Raw genomic sequence first — 22,884 nt, forward strand, 5'->3', positions numbered from 1 at the left:
TCAGATCGTCATGGTCACGACGACAAGTCACCTTTCTCATGTCCAAACAGCTGAGCGCCCTGATGCGCGTGATCTGGCCTTTCGAACTCGAGGGTCGAATGCGAGATGGCAAACTGCTCACTCAGGCGGTGTTTGATCGCTGCCTTCACAGCCTCGATGCTGCGCCATCCCTGGTCGGTCAGGATCACGTGGCAGTCGAGCGCAGCATCGTGTTCCTGCATCTGCCAGAGATGGACATGGTGGACATCCTGGACGCCCTCTGTTTCGCGAAGTGTGCGGACAACGGCATCTCCATCCATGTCCGGGGGGCTGCCCAGCATCAGCGTCCGGATCGGATCGCCAATTTCGGTCGCCGCCAGATAAAGAATATAAAGAGCAATCCCGATCGTGATGGCCGGATCGACCCACCGCAGGTCGTAGAGCAGGATCAATGTGCCACCGACTATGACTGCAACTGATGCAAGAGCGTCGGACAGGTTATGCAGAAACAGTGCGCGAATGTTGACGCTGCCTTTTTGCATCGACCAGGTCAAAAAGGCCGTCAGCGTATCGATGACCAGCGCCACGCCACCGAGGATCACGACGGTCCAACCAGCAACCTGCGGCGGGTCGATCAACCGCATGCCGCCTTCGTAGAGCAGGTAGACCCCGATCAGGATCAGCGTCGTGTAGTTGATCAAGGCGGCGACGATTTCGATCCTGCCATACCCGAAGGTCATGGCAGGATCTGCCGGACGGCGGGCGATCTTGCGAGCGGCGAAGGCGATGACCAGCGACGCCATGTCCGAGAAGTTGTGAAGCGCATCGGCAATCAGTGCCAGGCTGCCCGACAGAAGGCCGCCGATGATCTGAGCAACTGTCAGGAGGGCATTGGCCCAGATCGCCAGCGATACGCGGCGATCGCCGCTGGAGGCATCGAGATGCGTGTGACCCTCCCCATGTGGCATGTTTCATCTCCAAGGCTGTTGTCGATGTCATTGCTGTCCGTATTCTGACCAAGCGCAAATCTAAAAACATTCAGAATTTATCGGGACAGGGACCCATATCCGATCTATCCAATGCGAGATCCTGCTATTCCAACGCGCGGCGGATCTTCGGCACCGCATAGCGGGAGTCCTCATGATAATCGATGATGCTGACAAAGCGTCCATCAGCATCGAACAGGAACACACCCGCCGTGTGATCCATCGTGTAATCACCACCATCCCGGGGCACTTTCCTGAATGACGCTCGAAACCCGGCGACGGCCTGCTCAATCTGGGGCAGGGGACCGGTCAGGCCATCAATCCGCGGATCGAAGTTCGACAGGTAATCGCCAAGAACTTCAGGCGTATCGCGTTCGGGATCGACCGAAATCAGCACCGTGTTCATCCGGTCGGCCTCGGGACCGATCTCTTCCAGCCAGATCGAGATATCGCTCAACGTGGTTGGGCAGATGTCGGGGCACCAGGTAAAGCCGAAGAACACCATCGTCGGACGGCCGAGCCAATCCTGGGGCCGAACCGTGTCGCCTGACTGATCCGTCAGGGAAAAGGACATGCGGTCAATTGGCAGTGGGAGGACGCTTGCGGCCTGCTGATCCCTGTCTTGGGTCTGCCACCAGCCGAGTGCGAGCATGAACAGGACTGCAGCTGCAGCCATGGCGCTGCCGCGCAGCAGGGTCGCAGACCTCATTCGTCAGGCGAGAGGCAGGTCGGCTCGCTTGCGCCGATATTCTGGACGGTGACGGGAATGGTCACCTCGCCGGCATCGCGAAACGTCAGGGTCACGGGAAAGGTCTCGCCCTCTTCCAGAACTTGGGTCAAATCCATCAGCATGGCGTGATAACCCCCCGGTTCCAGCGCGACCTGGCCCCCTGCGGGGACCGGAACCTCCATCGCATGGGGCATCGACGCGACACCGTCGGTCATGACTGTCTGGTGCAGCATGGGCATATCTGCCGCAGGTGTGGTGATGGACATCAGTGCATCATCTGCCGTGCCGGAATTTCGGATGGTCAGATAGACCACGCCGGGCCGCGCTGTGCCAATGGAGGCACGGGACCATGCCCGAGAGACCTCCAGGGGACCGACCGTTACGGTTTCGCAGGCCAGGGCAGGGCCCGCGGCGGCGATCAGGGCGAGGGTGGCGAAGATGCATTTCATGTGGGTCACAATCTGGCTTGAAGGTCGGCGACGATTTCGGATGCGGGCGTGCCGTAGGTGAACTGGCCAAGCCAGTCCCCCTCGGGGCTGATCAGGTAAAGGCCAGGGCTGTGGGACATGGCATACCCATCAAGAGCCTCCAAATTGGCTTCACGCTCGTAATAGATGCGAAAACTGTCCGCCGCAGCGCGGGTTTGTGCCGCATCTCCGGCAAGGCCCAGGATTGAGGGATGAAACGCCTCGGTATACTCGGCAAGACCCATCTCCCGGTCGCGCTCGGGGTCGATCGAAATGAACAGCGGCTGCACCTCGCCTGCCTGATCACCCAGATCGTCCATGACCTGAGCCACCTCGGCCAAGGTGGTCGGGCAGATATCAGGGCAGTTCGTGAACCCGAAAAATACCAGAAGATGCTTGCCCTCGAAATCGGCCGGGGTGCGCAGGCGTCCTCCCGCGTCGGGTAGGCTGAAGGTCGGACGAAACGCCGCCTGAGCGATCGGTTCGGGGCTGCGGTCGACGAGCAGAAAGGCCGCGCCAACAGCCACCAGCGCCACGGCAACAGCCGCCCAGAGAAATTTTTGAAGCGTGGTCAGCCGCATGTTGCCCGCATCCGTGATCGTTTCCCGAGGCCTAAAGCCTCTAGCCACATGAGCTTCAAGCGAGAAAGCCTGCCGTCACGCATTGGTGACACCAAAGTCAGCCCAGAATTGTCGCCAACAGGTTCACGTTCAGCACGATGATGGTGACGGCGATCAGGGCGCACAGGCCGGTCAGCCAGCGCGGGGATACCATCGGCCCCATCTTGGCGCGGCTAGCGGTAAACATCACCAGGGGCACGATCGCAAAGGGCAGCTGGAAGGACAGCACGACCTGACTAAGGATCAGCAATTGTCCTGTACCCTCTGTGCCGTAGATCAGGATCACCACGGTCGCGGGCAGGATTGCGAACCCCCGGGTGATCAGGCGCCGTAGCCAGGGTTGCAGCTTCAGCCGGACAAAACCCTCCATGACGATCTGACCGGCCATTGTGGCGGTCACGGTCGAGTTGAGACCCGAACACAGCAGTGCAATTCCAAACAGGACCGGAGCGATGGACGATCCCAGAAGCGGCTCCAGAAGCAGGTGCGCCTTGTCGATCTCGGTCACGTTGTTTTCCCCAACCGTATAAAAGGCAGCGGCGGCCAGGATGAGGATCGCGCAATTGATCAGCAGCGCGAACATCAGCGCAATGGTCGAATCCCAGGTTGCCAATCGCAGGGCCTCCCGTTTGGAGGGCAGGTCCAGCCCGTAGGCACGCGTCTGCACGATCCCGGAATGCAGATAGAGGTTATGCGGCATCACGGTGGCCCCGATGATGCCAAGCGCCAGATACAGCATGTCGGGATTGCCGATGATCTCCCGGCTTGGTGCAAAGCCCGCGATCACCGCACCCCATTCGGGGTCGGCCTGCGCGATCAGCACCCCGAAGCAGACAGTGATCGTTCCCAGCAAAGCGATGATGAAGGCCTCGACCCACCGGAAGCCCTTGTTCTGAAGCCACAGGATCAGGAACACGTCAGCAGCGGTGATGAATATCCCGATTTCGAGGGGGATGCCGAAGAGGAGATTTAGGCCGATGGCGGTGCCGATGACCTCGGCCAGATCGGTGGCGATGATGGCCAGTTCGGCAAAGATCCACAGTGGGATCGACACCCACCGGGGATAGGCATCGCGGCACGCTTGCGCCAGATCGCGCCCCGAGGCGACCGCAAGGCGGGCGCAAAGCGATTGCAGCAGGATCGCCATGATGTTCGACAGGAGGGCTACGAACAGCAGCGTGTAGCCAAATGCGGCGCCGCCCGCCAACGAGGTCGCCCAGTTGCCGGGGTCCATATATCCGACGGCGACCAGATAGCCGGGACCGATAAACGACAAAAAGCGCCGGAAGCGGGTCGTGCCGCCGCCCACGGCGATCGTACGGAAGACCTCGGATAGGGACGGGGTGTCGCGCTCATGGCGCCAGGCAGAACGAGACATTCAGCGCGACCTTCTTCGAGAGGAAAAGTTAGCTGCGGCTAACAATCTACCCGTTGGCTTTACCCGTCAATCGATAAGTGCGACACTTGCGAGATGACCGCAGACAATCATGCCACCGCAACCGCCAGCGATACTGTGCACCCGGACAATCGGGCAGAGGCCTTTCATGGCGTCCGTGCTGCCCGGCGCAACGAGTTGGCCGAAGACTACGTCGAACTGATCGCAGAGCTGATCCATGAACAGGGTGAAGCCCGGCCGGTAGATATCGCGGCACGATTGGGGGTGCGCGCGCCGACGGTCACCAAGGCCCTGGATCGCTTGGCCCGTGAGGGGCTGATCACCCGCGAGCGATACAGGTCCGTCTTTCTGACAGAAGAGGGACGACGACTGGCACTGGAATGCCGCCGCCGCCATGCCATTGTGCTGCGGTTCCTGATCCGCCTCGGCTTGGATGCCGAAACGGCGGAACGAGATGCCGAAGGGATCGAGCATCACGTCAGTGAGCGCACACTGGCCTTGTTCGCGGCCTACGCCGATCGGGCTTAGGCCGCCCGGTCAGGATGCCTCCACGGCACTGCGCACATCCGCGAGCAGGCTGTCCATGCTGATATCCGTCATCTGACGACCATTGAGAAAGAAGGTCGGTGTCTGGCGTATGCCGATCGCCCCGATATCGGCTGCATCCTGATTGAGGATGCCGACGATATCGGGGGACAGACGGGCTGTCTGCGCCTTTTCCATATCCAGACCGGCCGCAGCCGCAATTTGCCATGCAAGGTCCATTCGCGGTGCGCCATGGACAGCCCATTCCGGCTGCCGTTCCAACAGCGCATCGAGGACAGGCTCGAACTTGTCCTGCATGCGCGCAGTCTCCAGGATGCGGACCGCCTCGTCGGACCCGTCGTGAAACACCGCATAGCGCATCACGATGCGGACCTGATCGGGAAACCGCTCGCGGATGTCCTGAACGACCGGATGAAAGGCGCGGCAAGCCTCACAAGATGGATCAAAGAACTCGACCAGCGTGACCGGGGCGTCTTCTGGTCCAAAGCTGGGCGCGTGACCGCGGACCAGCATGTCTGTTTCCACAGCCGGGGCAGCAGCGGCCAGAGCGTCCGCTTCGGCCTGACGATTGCGCGTCAGCACGAGCGCGCCGCCGGCAAAGGCGGCAATCCCGATGGCAGATGTTCCGATGAGTACGGTGCGGCGGTTCATGGGCGTTTTCCTTTCGACAAGATGAGGCAGGCCAGAACGGCTGCAAATGCGGCAAATGCAAGATAGGGGATGGGCAGGCTCAGGATCGTCTGCGCCTGGTCGGTGCAGGACGGGCCATCCTTGGTGCAAGGCGCGATGCTCTGCGGGATCAGTCCCGCGTAAAGTCCCGAATGCCAGCCGGAAAGGACCAGTCCGGCCAGCGCCAGCGGCAATCCGTAGAGACGTGCCAAACCGTCACCGCGCCACAGCGAGATTGCTAGGACAGGCACTAACGGAAACATGGCGATCCTCTGATACCAGCACAGGGTGCAGGGCATCTGGCCCAGTATCTCGCCGATGAACAGCGCGCCAAGCGTAGCCACGAGTGCGACCAGAAAAGCGGTTGATATTGCGATATCGTTCCGGGACAGGCCCCGGGGGTCAGGTGCGGTCAAAAGAGAGTTCCTTCGAGCGGGAGGGACGGAGCATGGCTGTCAGCACAAGCAAGGCGCCGAGGCTGATCGCGATGTCGGCCCCGTTAAAGGTCGGCCAGTGCCAATCACGCCAGTAGACATCCAGAAAATCGGTCACGGCACCTTGCCGCAGGCGGTCGATGATATTGCCCACAGCGCCACCCACGATCAGCGCGAGGCCTGTGCATTCGCGCTTCGTGTCCGCCCGGAAGGCCATTCCCGCAAAGATGATCGCCAGAGCGCCTGTCAGGGCAACCATCAACAAGGGACGACCTGCCATAAGGTCCGACATCATGCCGAAACTCGCCCCTTCGTTGAAACCAAGCGTCAGATTGAAGCCGGGAGAGACGGCATGAACCTCCCCGGGAGACAAGCTGCGCAGGACCGCGAGCTTGGTGATCTGATCGGCAACAGCAGTAGCGGCGATCATCGCCAGGATCAGGAGCGTCTTCATTGCAGTGACCTTTCCCGGATGCCGATCCAGCGTGGAACGGACTGGCAATAGGTGTCGTATGCAGGGCCAAGCGTCCGCCGCAATTCACGTTCTTCTGAGCGGACCTGAACAAGCGCCGAGCCTGCGAATAGCAGGATCCCAAAAATTGTCGGGATGGAGGGCACTGCCAGAGCGGTTCCGAGCAGCAACATGAGCTGACCCACAAAAACCGGGTTGCGGCTGAAACCAAACAATCCGCCCGTGACAAGTGCGCCGGTCGCGCCCTCGGCCACACCGATCCGCCATGACGCAGCCATCGACATCTGGGCCGCGAATGCCAGCATCGCACCCAGGCTGGCCATGAGCAGTCCCGCCAGACCGATCCACACAGGATTTTGGAAGGACCGCAGGGGGTCAAGATCGCCCATGCTCGGCATGAGACGCCATGCCAACGACCCAAGGAGGGCCAGAGCGAACGCAGCGCGGAAGCCTAGCGCTGCAAGACGGTCGCCGCCCGTGGCGTGACGGAACAACCAGACCGGACGATGCGCCTCCCGGGCATTGATCGCAGACCCCAAAAAGAACAGGGCCAGATAGGCGCCAAGAAGAGCCAGCGCTGCACTGCCCATTCCAGTCAACATCGCCTCAGCGCTTCTGTTCGGGATTGTAGCGCAGAAGGCGCAGGGCGTTCAGAGTCACCAGAACCGTCGCGCCCGTGTCAGCCAGGATCGCGATCCACAGACCGGTCATGCCAAAAACGGTGGTGACCAGAAAAATAGCTTTCAGCCCAAGGGCGATACTGACGTTCTGACGGATATTGGCCATCGTGGCCCGCGCTAGCCGGATCTGGGCCGGAATGTCGGTCACCCTGTCGCGCAGGATGGCCGCATCGGCCGTCTCCAATGCGACATCCGTGCCGGAACCCATCGCGACACCGATGCTGGCCTGTTTCAGGGCAGGGGCGTCATTGATGCCATCCCCGATCATCATGACGCCACCTTGAGCGTTCATGTCGCGAATGGCGGCCAGCTTGTCTTCGGGCATCATCTCGGCCTCGAACCGGACGTTAAGCCCTTCGGCGATGGCGGCAGCAGTGCGGGGGTTGTCGCCGGTCAGCATGACCGAGGAGATGCCCATTTCGGCCAGCTGGCGCACAGCCTCCGCCGCATCGGGCCGCAGCTCGTCACGCATGGCGATGAGACCGAGCGGGACGCCTTTGCGATAGACGGCGACGGCGGTCTTGCCCTCATCCTCGAAGATGGTCGCCTGACGCAGGCCAAGATCATCCAGGCCATCGTTCTCCGAAGCATGCCGGGGTGAACTCACCCATGCCAGGGCATCTCCCACGGTCGCCTCGACCCCTCGTCCGGTCAGGGCGCGCGCATCGCGGGCGGGCAGGGGAGTGACGCCCGCCGTCTTGGCCCTGTCCAGAATCGCCACGGCGAGGGGATGGCTCGATCCGCTCTCGACGCCTGCGGCGACCTCCAGCAACTGCGCCTCAGTCGTGGTTCCGAACGTCACCAGGTCGGTGACCTGCGGACGTCCGTGGGTCAGGGTCCCGGTCTTGTCAAAGGCGACATGGGAAACCTTGGCCGCGGCCTCGATTACCGCGCCGCCCTTCATCAGCATTCCCCGGCGCGCGCCGGTTGACAGGCTCGATGCGATCGAGGCCGGAACAGAGATGACCAGCGCACAAGGGCAGCCGATCAGCAGAAGTGCCAGTCCACGATAAATCCAGGTATCCCATGACTGACCAAACATCAGCGGCGGGATCACAATGACAAGAGCCGCGACCGCAACGATGGCAGGCATGTACCACCGGCTGAACCGGTCGATGAAACGCTCCGTGGGCGCACGGGCCTCTTCCGCTTCCTCAACCAGGCGGATGATCCGGGAAATGGTGTTGTCCTCGGCTGCCTTCGTCACGGTCACCCGCAAGGCAGCTTCCGTGTTGATCGAGCCGGCAAAAACACCGTCACCCGGGCCGCGGGTCCGGGGAATGCTCTCTCCGGTCACCGGGCTTTCATCGATCCCGGACGTGCCGTCTGAAATCTCTCCGTCTGCGGGGATCCGGTCGCCGGGACGGACCAGTACCGTCTGACCGATCGTCAGGCTAGACGCGGCAACCTCCCGGGTCACGCCGTCCACCTCCAAGAGCGCCGTTTTCGGGACCAGGTTCGCCAAGGCCCGGATGCCGTCTCTTGCTTTGCCTGCCGCAACACCCTCCAGGACCTCGCCTACGGCAAAGAGAAAGACCACCAAGGCAGCCTCTTCGGCGGCATTGATGAACAGCGCGCCCAATGCAGCGATGGTCATCAATCCCTCGATCGTGAAGATCTGACCCAACCGGGCAGCGACAAAAGCCCGACGCGCGACGGGGGCGACACCGATAAGGCAGGCCGCCACGAAGGCCCAGCTCCCGATCTGCGGGGCGATCAGCTCCATCGCCCAAGCCGCCGCCAACAAGAGCCCGGTCAGGATGACCAGCCTGCCCTTGCCAGTCTGGTACCATGCCTTGCCGCGGTCGGCAGGGTCGTCATGGACGTGACCGGGACTGCCGTGGCCGGAGTGGTCGGTCTTGGCCACAGCGGGGTGATCGGCGTGACTGTGGCCATGATGGCTCTCCGGCGCATTCCCCGGGATCACGAAATCCTTCTTTCCTGGCGCACGGGTCTGAATGCCGTATCCAAGGGCACGCACGGTTTTCTCGATCTTGTCCGTGTCGGTCAGGCGTTCATCAACGGTCAGGCGCAGGCGTTCGGACATGATGCCGATCTCCACATCCCTGACGCCAGGCAAGCGGGACACCGCGCCGCGCACCTTGGTCGCGCAGGAGGCGCAATCCATTCCGGACACCGTCCAGTCGCACAGGGTCATGCCGGGTTCATTCGTGATCGTCATCATTCTCTCCTCTGCAGAAAGCAGGGCCGTTGCCATCATCGATTCGGAGGTTTACTTCCTCTAGCAGCTATAGGTTCAAGGAGAATATTATGCTGACGATCGGAAAGCTGGGAACGTCGACAGGGGTCAAGGTGCCGACGATCCGCTACTATGAGCAAATCGGCCTGCTGCCCGAAGCCGAGCGCAGCGCCGGAAATCAGCGGCTCTATACCCACAAGGCCCATGAGCGGCTAGCGTTCATCCGACACGCCCGCGAGCTTGGCTTTTCCCTTGAGGCCATCCGCGACCTTCTCAGTCTGTCGGACGATCCTGATCAGCCCTGCGCCGCAGCCGACGCCATCGCCAAGGCGCAGCTTGCCGAAGTCGAAAGCCGCTTGGCCCGCCTGACAGCCCTGAAGACCGAACTTGAGCGCATGGTGGTCCAATGCGCAGGTGACCGGATATCCGATTGCCGGGTCATCGAGGTCTTGGGCGATCATTCGCTGTGTGTCACGAACCACCCTACGATGGACGATGCCGGTCAGGGACCGGCCAGGGACGTCTGAAATTGGCTTTGGCGCGCAAAAGTCCCAGGTTCAGCGAGTATTACGTCAGGTTGGTTAGTGCCCTAACAAGACCGTGATCAGGAAGCATTTTGCCTTGAACCTCTAGCTGCTTTAGGTCGCAAAACGCGCATATCGATGACGAGAGAAGACATGAACCAACAGGAGCTGCAACAAATCCGATGCTGACGATCATTGCGGCCTTGATTGGCGGGGTCCGTGGATTTCGGCGTGCCCGCGCACTTGGGGGTACCCGGCTGGACAGGGTTCAATATGCGGGTGGCTTCGCCATCGCCTTTGGCTTGGTAGGAACAATTACCGGTGTCTGCATCGCACGCCTCTTTGAAGTGTAGACAACTTATCAATGCTGCGAGGGGGCCTGCTCCCCAATGCTGGAATTACTGTCTTATGGGAAACCTAATCTGATGATCTTGCAAGCCTTGCTGACTGCCGGCGCTATTGCCGTCACGACATCATCGCACGCCGAAACCACGGTCGAACCTTCGCACTTTGCTGAGACGGCTGCCCCCATGTCACGGCATGAGGTCGTTCCAGGAGATACGTTGGATGCTATTCTGGCGCGTTCGGGCATTGGAGCACCTTTCCGAACAGAGGCGGCGCTGGCAATTTCTGATGTCTTTGACCTATCGGCTCTCACCCCTGGTGAAATACTCCGATGGAATGTGTCTTCCGATGATCCGTCCCAACTTGAGCACCTGTCTCTGCTGACGCGAAATGGGACAGACATTGTTCTGGATTTCTCCAAACCCCTTGAAGCATCCGTAATCGAGGCAAAGATCCGGCCTCGAGATCGGCGTGAGACCTTTACTCTTGACAATTCGCTCTTTGAGATGCTGGCGAGCCGCGATGCACCTGAAAGTTTCGCGGTTGATCTCGCGGCGCTCCTGGCGAGCCATATCGACTTTCGGAACCTTGAAGGAACCGAGCGGATGGCATTGATGTGGAGCGAAAATACCTTGCCCGATGGGACAGTCGTAGGCGAACCGCAGCTTGCGTATGCGCGGGTAGAAAAAGACACGGACACTTTTGAGGTCGTGGCCGGATCGGTCGAACAGCCCTTCATTCTGTTTCGGAATGGTGCGCAGGTCCAGCAGTCTGCGCGCCCTGTCGCAGGGGCCCGTCTTTCTTCGGTCTTCGGTAAACGCCGGCACCCCGTGCTTGGCACGCAACGAATGCACACGGGGGTCGATTACGCCGCACGGACTGGAACACCCGTCAGCGTTACCGGAGCAGGAACGGTCGTATTTGCAGGAACCATGCGGGGATATGGTTGGACGATCGATGTCGATCACGGCGGGGGCGTTTTGACGCGCTATGCGCATCTTTCGCGTTTTGCGGCAGGAATCGCTCCCGGGGTCGAGTTAAACGCCGGGGCCAGGATCGGTGACGTGGGCGCAACCGGCCTCGTCAGTGGACCTAACCTTCATTACGAAGTTCGCATCGACGGCAAGCCAACGGATCCCATCAAGAAAACACCGGCGCCCCGAACAGCGATCGCCAAACCGACTGACCGCGTCATGCTGACAGTTGCGCGTCTCTCCACCGGCTACTTTCTTCGCGACTACTCGGAAGCGGAAAGCTGATGGCATTCAAACATCTTCATCGGCCGGATCGAGAGGCATAAAATGATCAAACTGACACGACGCGCCATGATGATGGCAGCCGCAGCAAGCGGTCTGCCGTCTCTATCCTGGGCTGAAAGCCGCCCTGCCATCCATGTCGTGGAGGGCAGCGGCTGCGAATGCTGCAAACAGTGGACCAATTACCTGCGGGAGAACGGTTTTCAGGTCACGAGTGAAGAGCGGTTTGGCACCTTGCTGATGCAGCACAAGATTGATCTGGGCGTACCGATCGAACTGACTTCCTGTCATACCGGCAGCGTTGATGGCTACTTCCTGGAAGGACATGTCCCTGCTGACGATATCCGGCGCTTGCTCCAAGAGCGCCCTGAAGCTCTCGGCCTGACTGTTCCAGGAATGCCTTACGGAAGTCCCGGCATGGGCCCGGAAACAAAGCGCGACGCATACGATGTTCTGCTTGTGCGCCGGGACGGTACCAGTGAAGTGTTTACCCGCTATCCTGAAGCAACATAAAAAAAACATCCGAGCAGGAAACACATCGATGACAAACTTTTCCCGGCGCCATGCCTCGCTAGCTTTGCTTGCCCTTCTCGCTGCCTGTGGAAAGTCCGGGCGGTCGACGACCCCGGAACGAGGAGCGATACCTCAGTTCAAACGGTACTCAGGTCCTCCTGTCACTCAGGTCGTGGTCAACAAGGGTGAGCGGCGGATGTTTCTACTAAACGGGCAGACGGTTCTGAGATCATATGATTTTGGCCTTGGCAACCAGCCCGTTGGAGCGAAGCAATTCGAGGGCGATGGAAAAACACCAGAGGGGCTATACTATATCGATCGTTTCAACCCGCGGAGCCGATATCACCTATCGGTGGGCATATCCTATCCAAACGAACAGGATAAAGCTTATGCAGCGCAATTCGGCCGGAGTGCGGGCAGCGATATCATGTTCCATGGCCGCGGCCCCGAAGGCAATGTCTTCGCACCAAAGAACCGGGACTGGACTGCAGGCTGTCTGGCGTTGACCGATCAGGAAATCGAAGACGTCTACGCGATGTTGCAGCCCGGTGTGCCAGTGATGCTCTACCCGTAGCAGGAGACGAACAAGTCAAGGCCGAAACATAAAATTGCAACGCAGCCTATTCCAACGGCGCAAGGGGTATTTCGCTGTCAGAACACCGTGACTTGGGTGCCTATCTCGGCGACCTCGAAGAGTTGGGTGACATGTTCGTTATAAAGCCCATAGCACCCGGACGACGACTTCCGCCCGATCTTGCGCGTATCTGCGGTGCCATGCACGAGATAGGCTGGCCAGGACAGATAGAGCCCGTAAGCTCCAAGGGGATTTAAGGGATCGCCGCCTGCCACCCGCTGCGGAAGATTGGGATCTTTCTCGCGCATGCTGGCCGTTGGTGTCCAGGGCGGGTTCTTCACCTTCCGGACGATTTCTGCCTGACCCCGTCGAGTCAGATCTTCAGTCATCGGGATCGAGCAGGGAAAGATAAACTGGACGCTTTCGTCGGCCGACCAGTAATGCACCGCTCGGGATGTGACGTCCGCCAGAATGACACCTTTCCCGATTGTGGGATAGAATTCGCTCCAATGCCGTGCCCGGAATGACGACAGATTGCGCTCCGGCGCGCTGCTGGTCGCGGCCGGGACGGGTGCCGGCGTACTTTCATAGATAGGCTGCCCGGTATAGGGATCGAGACCCTGACCAAACGCCGATGTCGCGGGGACAATTACCCCGGCCGCCGCCAGTCCCCGAAGAAAAGTCCTCCGATCACTGAACGTGGGATAATTGACCATTTCCGCCTCTCGTGTTCGCCCTTGGCACCTCAGATCAGACAATAGCCAACCACCGGACACCAACCTAGCCCAAGTGGGCAATAATTTGCGCCGACGTGAGATGTTCGCAACACGCACGACAATATGATCGCTTGGCCTGACTGATAATCTAAAACGATCAGACTTTCGTCATGATCGAGACCTACCGGGTGAGGCAAATCAGGGGCAACTAGATCATCAGAACCTGATGACGCCAAAAATCAGCCGTTAGCACAAGCGAACTTGATCCGGGGGCTTTATTTTTTGTGTTGGGCCGGTTGCATCAAAGCACATGCTGTGACGATGTAAAACGCAGTACAGGAGCACACAACATGTTGACACGGCGACACTTTATTCAAACCACCACTGCGCTGTTTTCAGCGTCCGTTTCCAGTCCACTGTTTGCGGAATCATGGCCGACTGTTAGTCAGAAGGCAGCATGGGACGCACAGGTTACCCCTCCCGGCTATAATGCAGCAACGTCCAACCCGTGGGGCTTGCACCCGCGTTTCTTACCGCAAAGAGTGCAGGCCAACGAGGGCCTGGTGCCGGGTGATATCCACGTAGATGCTGTGGCAAAGTATCTTTACCACATCGAAGCAGGCGGAACCGCGATGCGGTACGGCGTGGCCATCGGCAGGGGCGATCTGTATGAGCCTGGAGTTTATACGATTAAGCGAAAGGTCGAATGGCCACATTGGACACCCACGCAAAGCATGATTGCCCGAGAGCCAGAGATTTACGCTCAATTTGAAGGTGGGGTGGAACCCGGCCCTGAAAATGCACTCGGCTCACGAGCTCTTTACCTCTATGTCGGTGAAAGAGATACCTACTTGCGCATCCACGGAACCCCGTTTCCCAGAAGCATTGGCACAAGTGCCAGTTCTGGTTGCGTCCGGATGGTCATGGCGCACATTAACGATCTCTATTCGAATGTCGAAATCAACTCTACCGCATTTCTTTATTCGGCTGCGGAGAGCGTAGCGACACGGAGCTAGAGTAGCCTCGGTTGCGAAATCCGACCCTGACACAACCCGATCAGGTTGAACCCTGTGATTGCATGCAAATCGGACGACCCTCAGCTGTAGTCAGCGGAAGCAGGGTTGTTTCGACCTGTCCGCGATGTTCGTACCAATAGCAGTTATCATCCGGGAGAAGCCGCGCCGTGGCAACGTCCTGCCCCGGCGCGACGAGAGCTATGAGGGTTGGCGGAAGATTTTGGATATCGGTTTCCGGCGCTGCTGTCCGGGCTGTCATGTTTCCACAACCGGCGGTGATCAAAACAGCTGCCAAGACCATGAAGGATCTATTGTTCATTTCTGTGTCCTCGTGCGCGTTCGCCTTGTGAGCATATCTTTCGCATTCAACATCGCTGCGCACAAGCTCGCCGGGTAGGCTCCTGGAACCCATCGTCTTGATCACGCGACAAGGATTGCGCACCAATTGGGCGGGGAAGATCTCATAGGCGCGCTGCACGACGCGCGCAGCCTTTGCGGCTCCCGCCGCAGGGGATGAGAATGTTCGGGTCTGCGACCTGAGCTTCCAAGAGTTGCCCTTTGGATGAGTACTGCTCACTGGTGCGTCTTCCAGTGAATTTATTATATCAAGTATCTCAATTTGTCGTTATATTTCTGTCTGTCCCCGAAAACGTTCGTAGACTCCACCTTCTAGATCAGACACCTCAATAAGCTATGTTATGTAACAACTTGCAGTTTTTGGTCATTGTCATCGCTTCGCCGCAACCCAAAGTTATCCACATATTTCGTGGACATTTCTGGGGATAGAAGAAGATGTTCCATTTTTCCAAAACAGTTAGCCAGTAAGTCTATCATATCAGCCAAAATGGCATCGTAGCTTTCCTCAGCTACTTAGTGCCGTCAAAAAGTAGCTGCTCGACGGATCAATGACCTCCCTGCCCCATGTTCAAAAAGGGTCATTTTTGCACGCCTGTAAATGATCTGTCCAAAAACCAGTGTTTTAATTTTTGAACGACCTCTTACTTCTGGACAGAGTTTTTCAACATAGCAGGGCGTCCAATGTCAGAATAAAGCCACGTTTTTGCCTATGCCCGCTGTTGCTTTTTTACAGAGAAGTTCAGAAGCCTGTGACAGCTGGTTCAGTGACCGGCTGCAGCTGTTCGCGCAAACTGCAACGAACGGCCCAAACCTGCCTTTCGCCCATAGTCGGTCAAGACGCGCTGTGGCCCGTGGAAGCGGACTTTCGCCGCAATTGCATAACTTCTGGTGGCCAAAGCTCGGCAGAACAGGTCGGATGCACTATCTCTCCCTGGGCCCTTCACTGCCTTCAGCGCAGCCTTGTCCAAGCTGGCCTGGCAGAGTTCCGCTTTGGAATCCCGAGTGCTGAAACTTGAACTTTCACTCTTCGCTGTCCGATTATTCTACCATTGAGTTTCACGACAACGTCCATAAAGTGGCTTCCCCGATAGGCGCTGCTTTCACAATTAGATAGACCGGATCCCGCAACGTGTCCGAGATCGTTTGTCCACTCAGCCTCAGCGCCTTCGTTCCGCACGGTCCAGTTGACCTTCGCTCCTTCCGGAAGCGCCTTTGGATCAACGATCGTGAACCGAATGTCACATCCCTTCGGAATCGGCCCTATGGCGTTGAGACCTTCCCAACGTCGTTTTCCAGACGTAGCGACAATATGCACATCAGGGTCATGACGAATAACTGCGAGCACGTTCCGTGCGGTATCCGCCGTTGCCTTGGCGACGGCCTCTTCCTCTTCTTCTGGAAACGGGAAGAAATGCTTGAAAGCCTCCGACCAAATATCTGCACTCTCGTACTCGTCGGCCGCGTCTAGTGCGCGGTCTGCGACGCTCAGAAGGTCTGAAAGTTTGTCAATGACAGCGGCGCAATCATCTTCTGTCAGTCGATTGAGGTTCTCGGAAGTGTTGACCGGATTCCGAACCACCACTGTTCGCCGCAATCTCCGTTCCAAGTCATCAACAACTGCGCGGAAGTACTCGTCGTCGCCAGCCAGACCTTCAGTGTCGATAGCTTTTATGGCCTTTGCGGCCAACACTGAGAGAAGGATAGAGGACGGACGGGATGAATTTTCGAACGTCAGAGCGGCCCACATTTTGAGATAGCGTACCATTCGGCGCGCTCTATCGCGTTCGCCACCCTCGAACTGTCCCTTCCACCACACATAGATGGCCTTAGGATCACTGTTCTCCCATTCATCGTCTTGTGTGGCTAAGTCGCGCGCATCGGCAGCGCGGTCTAGGTGATAACAAGGCACGTCGATGTGGAAGTCGCCAGAGAAGTGGATCCGATTACATCGTGCCTTCGGGTCAGCCGTACCGATAGCGTCGTTCGCTTCGGCAGCCGCATAGTCTTCAAGGATCAATTGAACTCTGTCTTTGAACTCCAAAGGCTCCACATCACCAGACTCGGCACTACCCTGCCATTCGAGGTAGACACCCAGATCGATATCAAATTCCTCGCCCATGCGCGCGGGTCTAATTTGCGTACCGAACTTATATGAACCTTGCAGCCAAGAGGTGACGGGCTTGTCGAAGACATCGCGCAAGCCCTCCTTCAAGACTTCGGCAAGATCATTCCATCGCTCTCTTTGTTCCTCGACTTGCTCGTCCGATGGTCGGACGCGATACGCCAACGAGTTCTCACGATCTTCTGGATTGTGGAAAAGCTTAGCCGCTATGCCCATTGTTACCTCTCAACTCGTGAAAAAATCTAGCAACTTCTTCCTTTTGCATGAAATCCTCTTCCCCAGCGTCGTGGTCGAAAAAGCCAGACGCCTTGAGCCTAGGAAGGTGTTCACGCAAGGCAGCATCTGCGAGACCCTTGAGGTCATCGCTCACACTTTTGCTGGCATTGTCCAAACGCATATCCGGAAGCTGACTTGCCGAAGGCGAAGAATCTACCCGCAGATATCTTTCGCCAAAGCGATGCCGCATTATGAAATCGGTGTTCATCTGTTGCGCCGCGATCATCACTGAAATCAACCGTTGGTCTGTTAGCCAATCTTTGAGGCCCATATTACTGGCGAGCTTGCCGGGGAAGCTGAATTTTGCGGTTGTCGTGCCGATACTAAGAATTTCGAGGTCGGCGATCTTTTGTCCAAGAAAATGAAGCGCCTCGTGAACCGCAATCTCATCAGGGCTATTTGTGTATACGCCACCATCGGCGAAGCGTTCACTGCCGATGGTGTGAAGTGGAAAAAATGTAGGCGCTGCGGAAGTCGCCAACGCTACATCTGCGACGGGTACCTTCCAGTCCCTTTGAAAGCTCGCATGGTGCGGTGTCTTAAAGACTTGCGGACTACCCTTGGTGACGTTGACTGCTGGAACGATTGTCTTTTGTTTTAGATCGCCAACGAAGGCGTCGTCACCGACGATCTCGCAGATAAGTTTACGTAGAGGTTCAGCTGAATACCGCGCTTTCGAACGATGCGCGATAAGGTCCCATATGATGCCGAGCTGTGATGAGGGCGGTGCTTTTGTTCCGAAAATCTCCGTACCGCGAGACGACATAGCTTCGACTATTTCTCGCATGGTTGCTTGGCCCGACGAAATCGCGAGGGCGAGGATTCCACCGATAGACGTCCCAGCAATTAAGTCGAACCGCCGATGCAGTGGAATATCATTGTTCTCTGCTTCGAGCCCCGCAAGGAACTGCGCGGTATAGAGGCCCTTGTAGCCGCCCCCTGATAGACAAAGAATCCTAAAGACCATCACCTCAAAATAGTGAGTTTGGCGCAGGACTCAACGCTGCATGTTGATTGACGTGGTGACCTTTAGTCCTGGCGACGAGCGCTGAAAACCGTGACCCAGTCTGTAAACCTGTGGGCTGCCTAGCCCAAGCACGGGTAGTCCGGAAGCGGACGTCCATAACACGTGCGGCGAAGGTCTTCTTCCCGCCCTTCGGCGCCATTCGAACACAGACCATGAATCCGATACTGCAGGTGAAGCGAACAACTGCTTGGTCCCGCATAGCAGCCAGCTAACCTACTCTGGGTCTGCGTCCGCTTTGGCACTTCCCGTATCCAGCGCTCTATACACGGTCATGCGCGAAACCCTCAGGTCTCGGGCGATCTGGGCCTTAGATAGGCCCGCTGCGGCCAGCCTCTGAATTTCAGCGTCATCGACCTTCTTCTGCCGCCCCTTGTAGATCCCTTTGTCCTTCGCGGCGTCGATCCCTGCGCGTTGGCGGTCCCGGATGAATTTCAACTCCATGTCGGCAACCATGCCGAGGACGGTGATCACCATGCGCCCCATGTCGCCTGCCGTCGTCACATCGGGCTCAAGGATCCGTAACGACGCACCCTTCGCATCCAACTCATGCACTAGATTCAGAACGTCTCGGGTCGACCGCCTGTGATCTTCCGCGATGTTTGGCGCACTTTCTTTATGGCCAAGTGGCGTAGGCTGGTGCTGGAAGCAGCGTAGCTGTCATCCGCGCTTTGCGCGGCAAAAGTCCGGTTTGAGCCCAATTCGAACGATGCTGCGAGCATGCACGAAAGTCAGCTATTTTGTTCCAGTGGGATGTCCAGTCGGAAAACAGTGGCCGCTTCATTCGACGTCGCAGCGATCTTGCCGGAATGGGCTTTCGCGATCTGGTCTGCGATATAAAGCCCAAGACCCAGACCTTGGAGAGAGTCACTTTCGTCCGCGCGTTCAAATGGCTTGAAAAGGTTCACAAGTGTATCCTGGGAGATCACCTTCCCAGAATTTGTTACTGACAAAACGAAATAACCATCCTCCTCAAATGTTGCGACAGTAATGGGTTTGTCCCTCGAACCATGAGTCACGGCATTGGCAAGCAAATTCGAAAGAAGCTGATCCAGTCGCGCAGCGTCACAGATCAACACATTTTCGAAAGCGAATAATACTTGAATGAGCCTTTCGGGATGTGCGAGGCGGATTTCGTCGATCACATTCTCGAAGCCGTCATTAAGGTTCTCCACCCGTTTCAAATCGACAGGGATACCGCCGCCAAGGCGAGCCCTCGCAAAGTCCATGATGCTGTCGATCAGCTTTGCCATCCGCCCCGCACTTCCATCTATGGCTGCAAACATCGCGGCGATCTTTTCGTCATGGGGTTGGCGTGAAGCTATGCGAACAGCCGACCCAATGGCCGCCAGAGGATTGCGCAAGTCGTGTCCCAGGATAGCGATGAACTGTTCGCGCAAGAGTGCTTCATCCTCGGAGGATTGTAGGGCGCGGGCGTTCGCCTTGTCCCGTGTCACATCTCGTGCACTGCACACGAAGATGTCCCCTTCAGGGACGGCCACCCATGACAGCCATCGGTAGTCGCCATCCTTGCGTCTGTATCGGTTCTCAAAGTGCAGAGCAGGTTCACCCTTCTTCATCTTGGAGAACAACGCCAGCGTACGATCCAGGTCGTCGGGATGAAGAAAGTCGGTGAAGACCATGCTTCTTATTTCGGCCTCAGACCAACCGAGAACAGCTTGCCAAGCCGGATTGGTTTCCACGAAAACCCCCGACTGATTGACGATACCCAGTAGGTCGGGTGAAACCTGCCAAGTCAGGCTGTGTGTGTCTGCAACAGATGTCATCTCTGCAACATAACAGAAGGTTTACAATTGTCATGTGACATGCATCGGCAATTAATTCTCGGATTGAAATTGTCCAAAAACAACCATTCATCATTGTAAGCTAGGGGTCTGCTTCGTCCGCAGAGCAGTTGTTGATGTAGAGCGCGGCGAAGGTCAGCTAGCGCGCTTCGATGGATACTTCGGCGCTCGGCGTCCGTTGTAGGACGCGATAGACTGTCGGCCGCGAAACATCGAACAGTTCTGCCAGATCGCTGATGGAGTAGTCGCCCGTGTCATACATGCGCCGCAACTCTGTCTGGCGGCGATCCGACAGCTTGGGCTTCTTGCCCTTCAGCTTCCCCTTAGCGCGGGCGACTGCCATGCCCTCTTTGGTGCGCATGCGGATCAGGTCAGCCTCGAACTCGGCGAAGGTGGCAAGAATGTTAAAGAACATCTTTCCCATCGGATCGTGCGGATCATAGACCGACGCCCCCAAGGCAAGCCTAACCCCGCGCTTTGCCAACTCGTCTGCGATAGAGCGAGCGTCCGGAACCGACCTTGCCAGCCGGTCGAGTTTTGGGACCACCAGTGTGTCGCCGGCTCTTACGGCGGCCAAGGCCTGCGCCAGTCCTGGCCGCTCGCGGTTCGTTCCGGTCAAGCCATGGTCAGTATAGATGCGGTCCTCAGCCACACCGAGATGCAGGAGGGTTGCCTTCTGAGCGGCAAGGTCCTGTTTATCGGTCGAGCATCGGGCGTATCCAATACGAGTTTCAGACATGGGGGCGTCCTTCGGAAAAATTATTCTGGACCCATGTAGAATTGTAACGAAAAAGGCCCGTTAAATGATACTATCACCGTACCAACTAAATGAGAATCGATTTTCCCCTTAAATATAAGGTGTGGGCCCGAGGCGAGACGGCGTCCGCTCAGCGTTCCCCTTGCGGACACCTTTGGGAAGCAGATCATGGATGAAGCAATGGTGTCGTTTTTCACAAATAAGTTCAGCAGCCTGTCACAGACGGTTCAGTGAACGGCCGCAGCGTCGAAGCAGCCGTTCGCGCAGATCGCAGCGAACGGCTTGAGGGAGCCCTTTTTGACGAATGCTGCCGAGCGACTGGACGGCCGCTTCGGCGGACCCGCAGCTTAGCGAGGTGTTCTCCGTTCGGGTCTAGACATACTCCGTAATGCGTTTCAACAAGGCGACACCGGCACCTGATAGAACGCCGCAAGAAGACGTAAGCTCTTGACGACGCCCGGTGTCGAGCGGGTGGGGTCCTGTTATGTGACCGTAAACTGCCCCATCATGCCCGCATCCTCGTGTTCGAGGATGTGGCAGTGATACATGAATGGTGTCTCTTCCGAAGCCAGCTTGTCGAACCTCAGCAGGATTCCGGTCGGACCCTGCACACGGACAACATCTTTCCAACCGATCTGCGCCGAGTCGACCGGCCGTCCGTTCTGACTCACGCCTCACGATAATTGTCACACGCCTCAACACCCTTTGCGACCACGTCGAGAAGTGCGTCCACATCGTTCAGAAGGACCGTGATGCGCGGGTTGCTGATACGGTAACGGATGAAGCGCCCTTCGCGGTCGCTGGCGACAAGCCCGCAGTCCAGCAGGCACCTCAGATGGTTGGAGACGTTGGGTTGCGATAGTTCGGTCCGCTCGACGATCTCGTGAACGGCCAATGGCTCGTTGCAAAGTGCACCGAGGATGGCCAGGCGGCTCGGGTCCGCGAAGCCGCGGAACAGCTTCGCCCGTCGCTCGATGGTCGCGCTCTTGCGGTCATCGACGATTTGGGCCATATCACTCCTCGCTGATACGTTTTTCTTCAATTCATTCTAGCAGGAATAGCGCGACCATGGCCAACACCGAAAGTGCCGGACCGACGGCAGATGTTCCGCCCGTCCGTTACCGGGTTTCCGGTATGGACTGCGCGAAGGATGCCGCGCAGATCGAGCGGGCGGCGCAGTCGGCCGGAGTCGCGGCTGACGATGTGAAGGTGTCGGCGGCGACGCACATCATGACACTGAGCGCCCCCGAAGCGCGCCTGCCGGACATCGAAAAGGCCGTTGCGGTGACCGGCTACGGCTTCGACCGGATCGAAGGCGATGGAGACATTCCGCCGAATCCCGCCCATCAGGACCCGGCCTACCGACGCGCGCTCTGGATCGTCGTGATCCTGAACGTGGGTTACGGTGTCGTTGAAATGATCGGCGGGTTCATCGCCGGGTCACAGGCCGTGAAAGCCGATGCGCTCGATTTCATCGGCGACGGCGCGATCACCTTCCTTGGCCTGCTGGCCATCGGCTGGAGCCTCGCCTGGCGGGCACGGTCGGCCTTGATCCAGGGCATCTTCCTCGGGCTCCTCGGTCTCGGCGTCCTCGGCACGACCATCGTCCGGATCTTCGAACGGACGACGCCGGATGCGGGTCTCATGGGCCTGCTTGGCATGATTGCCCTTGTCGTCAACGTCATCTCCGTTCTGCCGCTGCTGCGGTTCCGCAAGGGCGACGCGAACATGCGGGCCGTCTGGCTATTCTCGCGCAACGACGCCATCGGCAATGCGGCGGTTGTCGTTGCCGCCGGTCTCGTGGCGTGGCTGGGCAGCGCCTGGCCGGACCTCATCGTCGCCTTCGGCATCGCCGGACTGTTCCTGCACTCGTCTTGGGCAATCATCCGCGATGCGCGGGCCGATCTGAAGGCAGCGGCATGAACAGCCGCGTTCTGGGCGGGCTCTGCGCGATCGCGGCGTTCGGCCTCGATCAGGGTACCAAGGCGCTTGCGCTGAACACACCGGCGCTTGAGCGCGGCGTCGAGGTTCTACCCTTTCTCAATCTCGTGCGGGTTCTGAACGATGGAGTCAGCTTCGGTATGCTGGGCGGGATCGTGCCTTGGTGGGGTCTCATCGCGCTTGCTGGCGTGATCGTGGCATGGCTGCTGATCTGGTTGTGGCGCGCGCCGGACAGGCTGACGGCTGCCGCTCTCGGTCTGATCATCGGCGGCGCGCTCGGCAATGTCCTCGACCGGCTGCGTTATCGGGCCGTCCCAGACTTTCTGGATTTCCATTACGGAACATACCACTGGCCGTCCTTCAATCTTGCGGATGTGGCGATTTTCTGCGGTGCAGTCCTGCTGTTCTGGGACAGCTTCCGCTCGGCGCAGAACAAGCCCGAACGTAACCACCGAGAAGAAAACGTTACGGGGAAATAA

Annotated in this window: 28 protein-coding genes; 9 read left to right on the forward strand and 19 right to left on the reverse strand. The window is 58.3% G+C overall.

Annotated elements, in window-relative coordinates:
- Nucleotides 1-14 precede the first annotated feature (14 nt).
- The 5 genes from IE00_RS16420 to IE00_RS16440 all read right to left on the reverse strand — a co-directional run bounded on the left by IE00_RS16420 (nt 15) and on the right by IE00_RS16440 (nt 4,160).
- Entirely contained in the window at nt 15-947 is a 933-nt protein-coding gene (locus tag IE00_RS16420; RefSeq protein WP_072298282.1) for a cation diffusion facilitator family transporter, read from the reverse strand.
- Between the two features lie 124 nt (nt 948-1,071).
- Nucleotides 1,072-1,674: an SCO family protein gene (locus tag IE00_RS16425; protein WP_072298283.1), complete on the reverse strand. Its 603-nt coding sequence runs from the start codon at nt 1,672-1,674 to the stop codon at nt 1,072-1,074.
- Nucleotides 1,671-2,144 carry a copper chaperone PCu(A)C gene (locus tag IE00_RS16430; protein ID WP_072298284.1) on the reverse strand — a complete coding sequence of 158 codons (474 nt, stop codon included), beginning with the start codon at nt 2,142-2,144 and terminating at the stop codon, nt 1,671-1,673. The genes IE00_RS16425 and IE00_RS16430 overlap by 4 nt, the downstream gene beginning before the upstream one ends.
- A 5-nt stretch (nt 2,145-2,149) precedes the next feature.
- Nucleotides 2,150-2,743: an SCO family protein gene (locus IE00_RS16435; RefSeq protein ID WP_072298285.1), complete on the reverse strand. Its 594-nt coding sequence runs from the start codon at nt 2,741-2,743 to the stop codon at nt 2,150-2,152.
- 97 nt (nt 2,744-2,840) lie between these two features.
- Nucleotides 2,841-4,160 (reverse strand): Nramp family divalent metal transporter, encoded by a 1,320-nt coding sequence (locus IE00_RS16440; RefSeq protein WP_072298286.1) that lies wholly within the window; start codon nt 4,158-4,160, stop codon nt 2,841-2,843.
- Nucleotides 4,161-4,253: 93 nt separating this feature from the next.
- Between IE00_RS16440 and mntR the strand changes: the two genes are divergently transcribed.
- Nucleotides 4,254-4,706 carry a manganese-binding transcriptional regulator MntR gene (gene mntR / locus IE00_RS16445; RefSeq protein WP_042252241.1) on the forward strand — a complete coding sequence of 151 codons (453 nt, stop codon included), beginning with the start codon at nt 4,254-4,256 and terminating at the stop codon, nt 4,704-4,706.
- Nucleotides 4,707-4,715: 9 nt separating this feature from the next.
- On the opposite strand, the gene IE00_RS16450 is transcribed toward mntR, so the two are convergent.
- From IE00_RS16450 to IE00_RS16470, 5 genes are read right to left on the reverse strand one after another with little or no spacing between them, the layout of a single operon-like run.
- Nucleotides 4,716-5,375, reverse strand: coding sequence for a thioredoxin domain-containing protein (locus IE00_RS16450; RefSeq protein ID WP_072298287.1), 660 nt, complete (start codon nt 5,373-5,375; stop codon nt 4,716-4,718).
- Nucleotides 5,372-5,809 (reverse strand): disulfide bond formation protein B, encoded by a 438-nt coding sequence (locus IE00_RS16455; RefSeq protein ID WP_371328452.1) that lies wholly within the window; start codon nt 5,807-5,809, stop codon nt 5,372-5,374. The genes IE00_RS16450 and IE00_RS16455 overlap by 4 nt, the downstream gene beginning before the upstream one ends.
- Nucleotides 5,796-6,281 (reverse strand): signal peptidase II, encoded by a 486-nt coding sequence (lspA, locus tag IE00_RS16460; protein ID WP_072298288.1) that lies wholly within the window; start codon nt 6,279-6,281, stop codon nt 5,796-5,798. Before lspA (IE00_RS16460) ends, IE00_RS16455 begins: the two co-directional genes overlap by 14 nt.
- Complete coding sequence (locus IE00_RS16465) at nt 6,278-6,889, reverse strand: isoprenylcysteine carboxylmethyltransferase family protein (protein WP_170864187.1); 612 nt, start codon at nt 6,887-6,889, stop codon at nt 6,278-6,280. Before IE00_RS16465 ends, lspA (IE00_RS16460) begins: the two co-directional genes overlap by 4 nt.
- Nucleotides 6,890-6,905: 16 nt before the next feature.
- Nucleotides 6,906-9,161 carry a heavy metal translocating P-type ATPase gene (locus IE00_RS16470; protein WP_139291507.1) on the reverse strand — a complete coding sequence of 752 codons (2,256 nt, stop codon included), beginning with the start codon at nt 9,159-9,161 and terminating at the stop codon, nt 6,906-6,908.
- Nucleotides 9,162-9,250: 89 nt separating this feature from the next.
- On the opposite strand from IE00_RS16470, the gene IE00_RS16475 reads away from it, so the two are divergent.
- The 5 genes from IE00_RS16475 (at nt 9,251) to IE00_RS16490 (ending at nt 12,391) form a co-directional block, all read left to right on the forward strand.
- The gene (locus tag IE00_RS16475; protein ID WP_072298289.1) at nt 9,251-9,706 is read left to right on the forward strand and encodes a helix-turn-helix domain-containing protein; all 456 of its coding nucleotides are present in this window, start codon (nt 9,251-9,253) and stop codon (nt 9,704-9,706) included.
- Nucleotides 9,707-9,885: 179 nt separating this feature from the next.
- Nucleotides 9,886-10,056, forward strand: coding sequence for a hypothetical protein (locus IE00_RS20240; protein ID WP_170864188.1), 171 nt, complete (start codon nt 9,886-9,888; stop codon nt 10,054-10,056).
- A 36-nt stretch (nt 10,057-10,092) separates the two neighbouring features.
- Nucleotides 10,093-11,307 carry a M23 family metallopeptidase gene (locus tag IE00_RS16480; RefSeq protein ID WP_083554478.1) on the forward strand — a complete coding sequence of 405 codons (1,215 nt, stop codon included), beginning with the start codon at nt 10,093-10,095 and terminating at the stop codon, nt 11,305-11,307.
- Nucleotides 11,308-11,349: 42 nt separating this feature from the next.
- Nucleotides 11,350-11,817: a DUF411 domain-containing protein gene (locus tag IE00_RS16485; RefSeq protein WP_072298291.1), complete on the forward strand. Its 468-nt coding sequence runs from the start codon at nt 11,350-11,352 to the stop codon at nt 11,815-11,817.
- Nucleotides 11,818-11,845: 28 nt separating this feature from the next.
- Complete coding sequence (locus IE00_RS16490; RefSeq protein WP_072298292.1) at nt 11,846-12,391, forward strand: murein L,D-transpeptidase family protein; 546 nt, start codon at nt 11,846-11,848, stop codon at nt 12,389-12,391.
- A 77-nt stretch (nt 12,392-12,468) separates the two neighbouring features.
- Here IE00_RS16490 and IE00_RS16495 read toward each other — a convergent pair whose 3' ends face one another.
- Nucleotides 12,469-13,107: a L,D-transpeptidase gene (locus IE00_RS16495; protein ID WP_083554479.1), complete on the reverse strand. Its 639-nt coding sequence runs from the start codon at nt 13,105-13,107 to the stop codon at nt 12,469-12,471.
- Between the two features lie 350 nt (nt 13,108-13,457).
- Between IE00_RS16495 and IE00_RS16500 the strand changes: the two genes are divergently transcribed.
- Nucleotides 13,458-14,123 carry a L,D-transpeptidase gene (locus tag IE00_RS16500; protein ID WP_072298293.1) on the forward strand — a complete coding sequence of 222 codons (666 nt, stop codon included), beginning with the start codon at nt 13,458-13,460 and terminating at the stop codon, nt 14,121-14,123.
- Nucleotides 14,124-14,163: 40 nt separating this feature from the next.
- Here the strand turns inward: IE00_RS16500 and IE00_RS20675 are convergent, their stop codons facing one another.
- The 8 genes from IE00_RS20675 to IE00_RS16540 form a co-directional block, all read right to left on the reverse strand.
- On the reverse strand, nt 14,164-14,601 hold the full coding sequence (locus tag IE00_RS20675) for a hypothetical protein (protein WP_240493960.1): 438 nt from the start codon (nt 14,599-14,601) through the stop codon (nt 14,164-14,166).
- Nucleotides 14,602-15,429: 828 nt separating this feature from the next.
- Nucleotides 15,430-16,818 carry a cyclic GMP-AMP synthase DncV-like nucleotidyltransferase gene (locus tag IE00_RS16510; RefSeq protein ID WP_072298294.1) on the reverse strand — a complete coding sequence of 463 codons (1,389 nt, stop codon included), beginning with the start codon at nt 16,816-16,818 and terminating at the stop codon, nt 15,430-15,432.
- Entirely contained in the window at nt 16,802-17,845 is a 1,044-nt protein-coding gene (locus tag IE00_RS16515; RefSeq protein ID WP_072298295.1) for a CBASS cGAMP-activated phospholipase, read from the reverse strand. The genes IE00_RS16510 and IE00_RS16515 overlap by 17 nt, the downstream gene beginning before the upstream one ends.
- Nucleotides 17,846-18,118: 273 nt before the next feature.
- Entirely contained in the window at nt 18,119-18,502 is a 384-nt protein-coding gene (locus IE00_RS16520) for a recombinase family protein (RefSeq protein ID WP_371328453.1), read from the reverse strand.
- Between the two features lie 131 nt (nt 18,503-18,633).
- A complete protein-coding gene (locus IE00_RS16525; RefSeq protein WP_072298296.1) occupies nt 18,634-19,689 on the reverse strand; it encodes a PAS domain-containing sensor histidine kinase in 1,056 nt (351 codons plus the stop codon).
- A gap of 157 nt (nt 19,690-19,846) precedes the next feature.
- Nucleotides 19,847-20,446 carry a recombinase family protein gene (locus IE00_RS16530; RefSeq protein WP_025031067.1) on the reverse strand — a complete coding sequence of 200 codons (600 nt, stop codon included), beginning with the start codon at nt 20,444-20,446 and terminating at the stop codon, nt 19,847-19,849.
- 500 nt (nt 20,447-20,946) lie between these two features.
- Nucleotides 20,947-21,135, reverse strand: coding sequence for a multicopper oxidase domain-containing protein (locus tag IE00_RS16535; protein ID WP_035746442.1), 189 nt, complete (start codon nt 21,133-21,135; stop codon nt 20,947-20,949).
- Complete coding sequence (locus tag IE00_RS16540) at nt 21,132-21,476, reverse strand: helix-turn-helix transcriptional regulator (RefSeq protein ID WP_036708219.1); 345 nt, start codon at nt 21,474-21,476, stop codon at nt 21,132-21,134. Before IE00_RS16540 ends, IE00_RS16535 begins: the two co-directional genes overlap by 4 nt.
- 56 nt (nt 21,477-21,532) lie before the next feature.
- Between IE00_RS16540 and IE00_RS16545 the strand changes: the two genes are divergently transcribed.
- Together IE00_RS16545 and lspA (IE00_RS16550) are read left to right on the forward strand one after the other, a co-directional pair.
- Nucleotides 21,533-22,387: a cation transporter gene (locus IE00_RS16545; protein ID WP_072298297.1), complete on the forward strand. Its 855-nt coding sequence runs from the start codon at nt 21,533-21,535 to the stop codon at nt 22,385-22,387.
- Nucleotides 22,384-22,884: a signal peptidase II gene (lspA, locus tag IE00_RS16550; protein WP_072298298.1), complete on the forward strand. Its 501-nt coding sequence runs from the start codon at nt 22,384-22,386 to the stop codon at nt 22,882-22,884. The genes IE00_RS16545 and lspA (IE00_RS16550) overlap by 4 nt, the downstream gene beginning before the upstream one ends.

The sequence above is a fragment of the Paracoccus sp. SM22M-07 genome (assembly GCF_001887735.1).
GTDB lineage: Bacteria > Pseudomonadota > Alphaproteobacteria > Rhodobacterales > Rhodobacteraceae > Paracoccus.

Bases quoted from the DNA above. Each gene is read 5' to 3' on its own strand.
- IE00_RS16485 (WP_072298291.1), top strand. From the start codon at position 11,350: ATGATCAAACTGACACGACGCGCCATGATGATGGCAGCCGCAGCAAGC.
- mntR (WP_042252241.1), top strand. From the start codon at position 4,254: ATGACCGCAGACAATCATGCCACCGCAACCGCCAGCGATACTGTGCAC.
- IE00_RS16540 (WP_036708219.1), bottom strand. From the start codon at position 21,476: ATGGCCCAAATCGTCGATGACCGCAAGAGCGCGACCATCGAGCGACGG.
- IE00_RS16470 (WP_139291507.1), bottom strand. From the start codon at position 9,161: ATGACGATCACGAATGAACCCGGCATGACCCTGTGCGACTGGACGGTG.
- IE00_RS16420 (WP_072298282.1), bottom strand. From the start codon at position 947: ATGCCACATGGGGAGGGTCACACGCATCTCGATGCCTCCAGCGGCGAT.
- IE00_RS16500 (WP_072298293.1), top strand. From the start codon at position 13,458: ATGTTGACACGGCGACACTTTATTCAAACCACCACTGCGCTGTTTTCA.
- IE00_RS16425 (WP_072298283.1), bottom strand. From the start codon at position 1,674: ATGAGGTCTGCGACCCTGCTGCGCGGCAGCGCCATGGCTGCAGCTGCA.
- IE00_RS16510 (WP_072298294.1), bottom strand. From the start codon at position 16,818: ATGGGCATAGCGGCTAAGCTTTTCCACAATCCAGAAGATCGTGAGAAC.
- IE00_RS16450 (WP_072298287.1), bottom strand. From the start codon at position 5,375: ATGAACCGCCGCACCGTACTCATCGGAACATCTGCCATCGGGATTGCC.
- IE00_RS16465 (WP_170864187.1), bottom strand. From the start codon at position 6,889: ATGGGCAGTGCAGCGCTGGCTCTTCTTGGCGCCTATCTGGCCCTGTTC.
- IE00_RS20240 (WP_170864188.1), top strand. From the start codon at position 9,886: ATGCTGACGATCATTGCGGCCTTGATTGGCGGGGTCCGTGGATTTCGG.
- IE00_RS16430 (WP_072298284.1), bottom strand. From the start codon at position 2,144: ATGAAATGCATCTTCGCCACCCTCGCCCTGATCGCCGCCGCGGGCCCT.
- lspA (WP_072298298.1), top strand. From the start codon at position 22,384: ATGAACAGCCGCGTTCTGGGCGGGCTCTGCGCGATCGCGGCGTTCGGC.
- IE00_RS16475 (WP_072298289.1), top strand. From the start codon at position 9,251: ATGCTGACGATCGGAAAGCTGGGAACGTCGACAGGGGTCAAGGTGCCG.
- IE00_RS16525 (WP_072298296.1), bottom strand. From the start codon at position 19,689: ATGACATCTGTTGCAGACACACACAGCCTGACTTGGCAGGTTTCACCC.
- IE00_RS16545 (WP_072298297.1), top strand. From the start codon at position 21,533: ATGGCCAACACCGAAAGTGCCGGACCGACGGCAGATGTTCCGCCCGTC.
- IE00_RS16515 (WP_072298295.1), bottom strand. From the start codon at position 17,845: ATGGTCTTTAGGATTCTTTGTCTATCAGGGGGCGGCTACAAGGGCCTC.
- IE00_RS16480 (WP_083554478.1), top strand. From the start codon at position 10,093: ATGCTGGAATTACTGTCTTATGGGAAACCTAATCTGATGATCTTGCAA.
- IE00_RS16435 (WP_072298285.1), bottom strand. From the start codon at position 2,743: ATGCGGCTGACCACGCTTCAAAAATTTCTCTGGGCGGCTGTTGCCGTG.
- lspA (WP_072298288.1), bottom strand. From the start codon at position 6,281: ATGAAGACGCTCCTGATCCTGGCGATGATCGCCGCTACTGCTGTTGCC.
- IE00_RS16530 (WP_025031067.1), bottom strand. From the start codon at position 20,446: ATGTCTGAAACTCGTATTGGATACGCCCGATGCTCGACCGATAAACAG.
- IE00_RS16440 (WP_072298286.1), bottom strand. From the start codon at position 4,160: ATGTCTCGTTCTGCCTGGCGCCATGAGCGCGACACCCCGTCCCTATCC.
- IE00_RS16490 (WP_072298292.1), top strand. From the start codon at position 11,846: ATGACAAACTTTTCCCGGCGCCATGCCTCGCTAGCTTTGCTTGCCCTT.
- IE00_RS16495 (WP_083554479.1), bottom strand. From the start codon at position 13,107: ATGGTCAATTATCCCACGTTCAGTGATCGGAGGACTTTTCTTCGGGGA.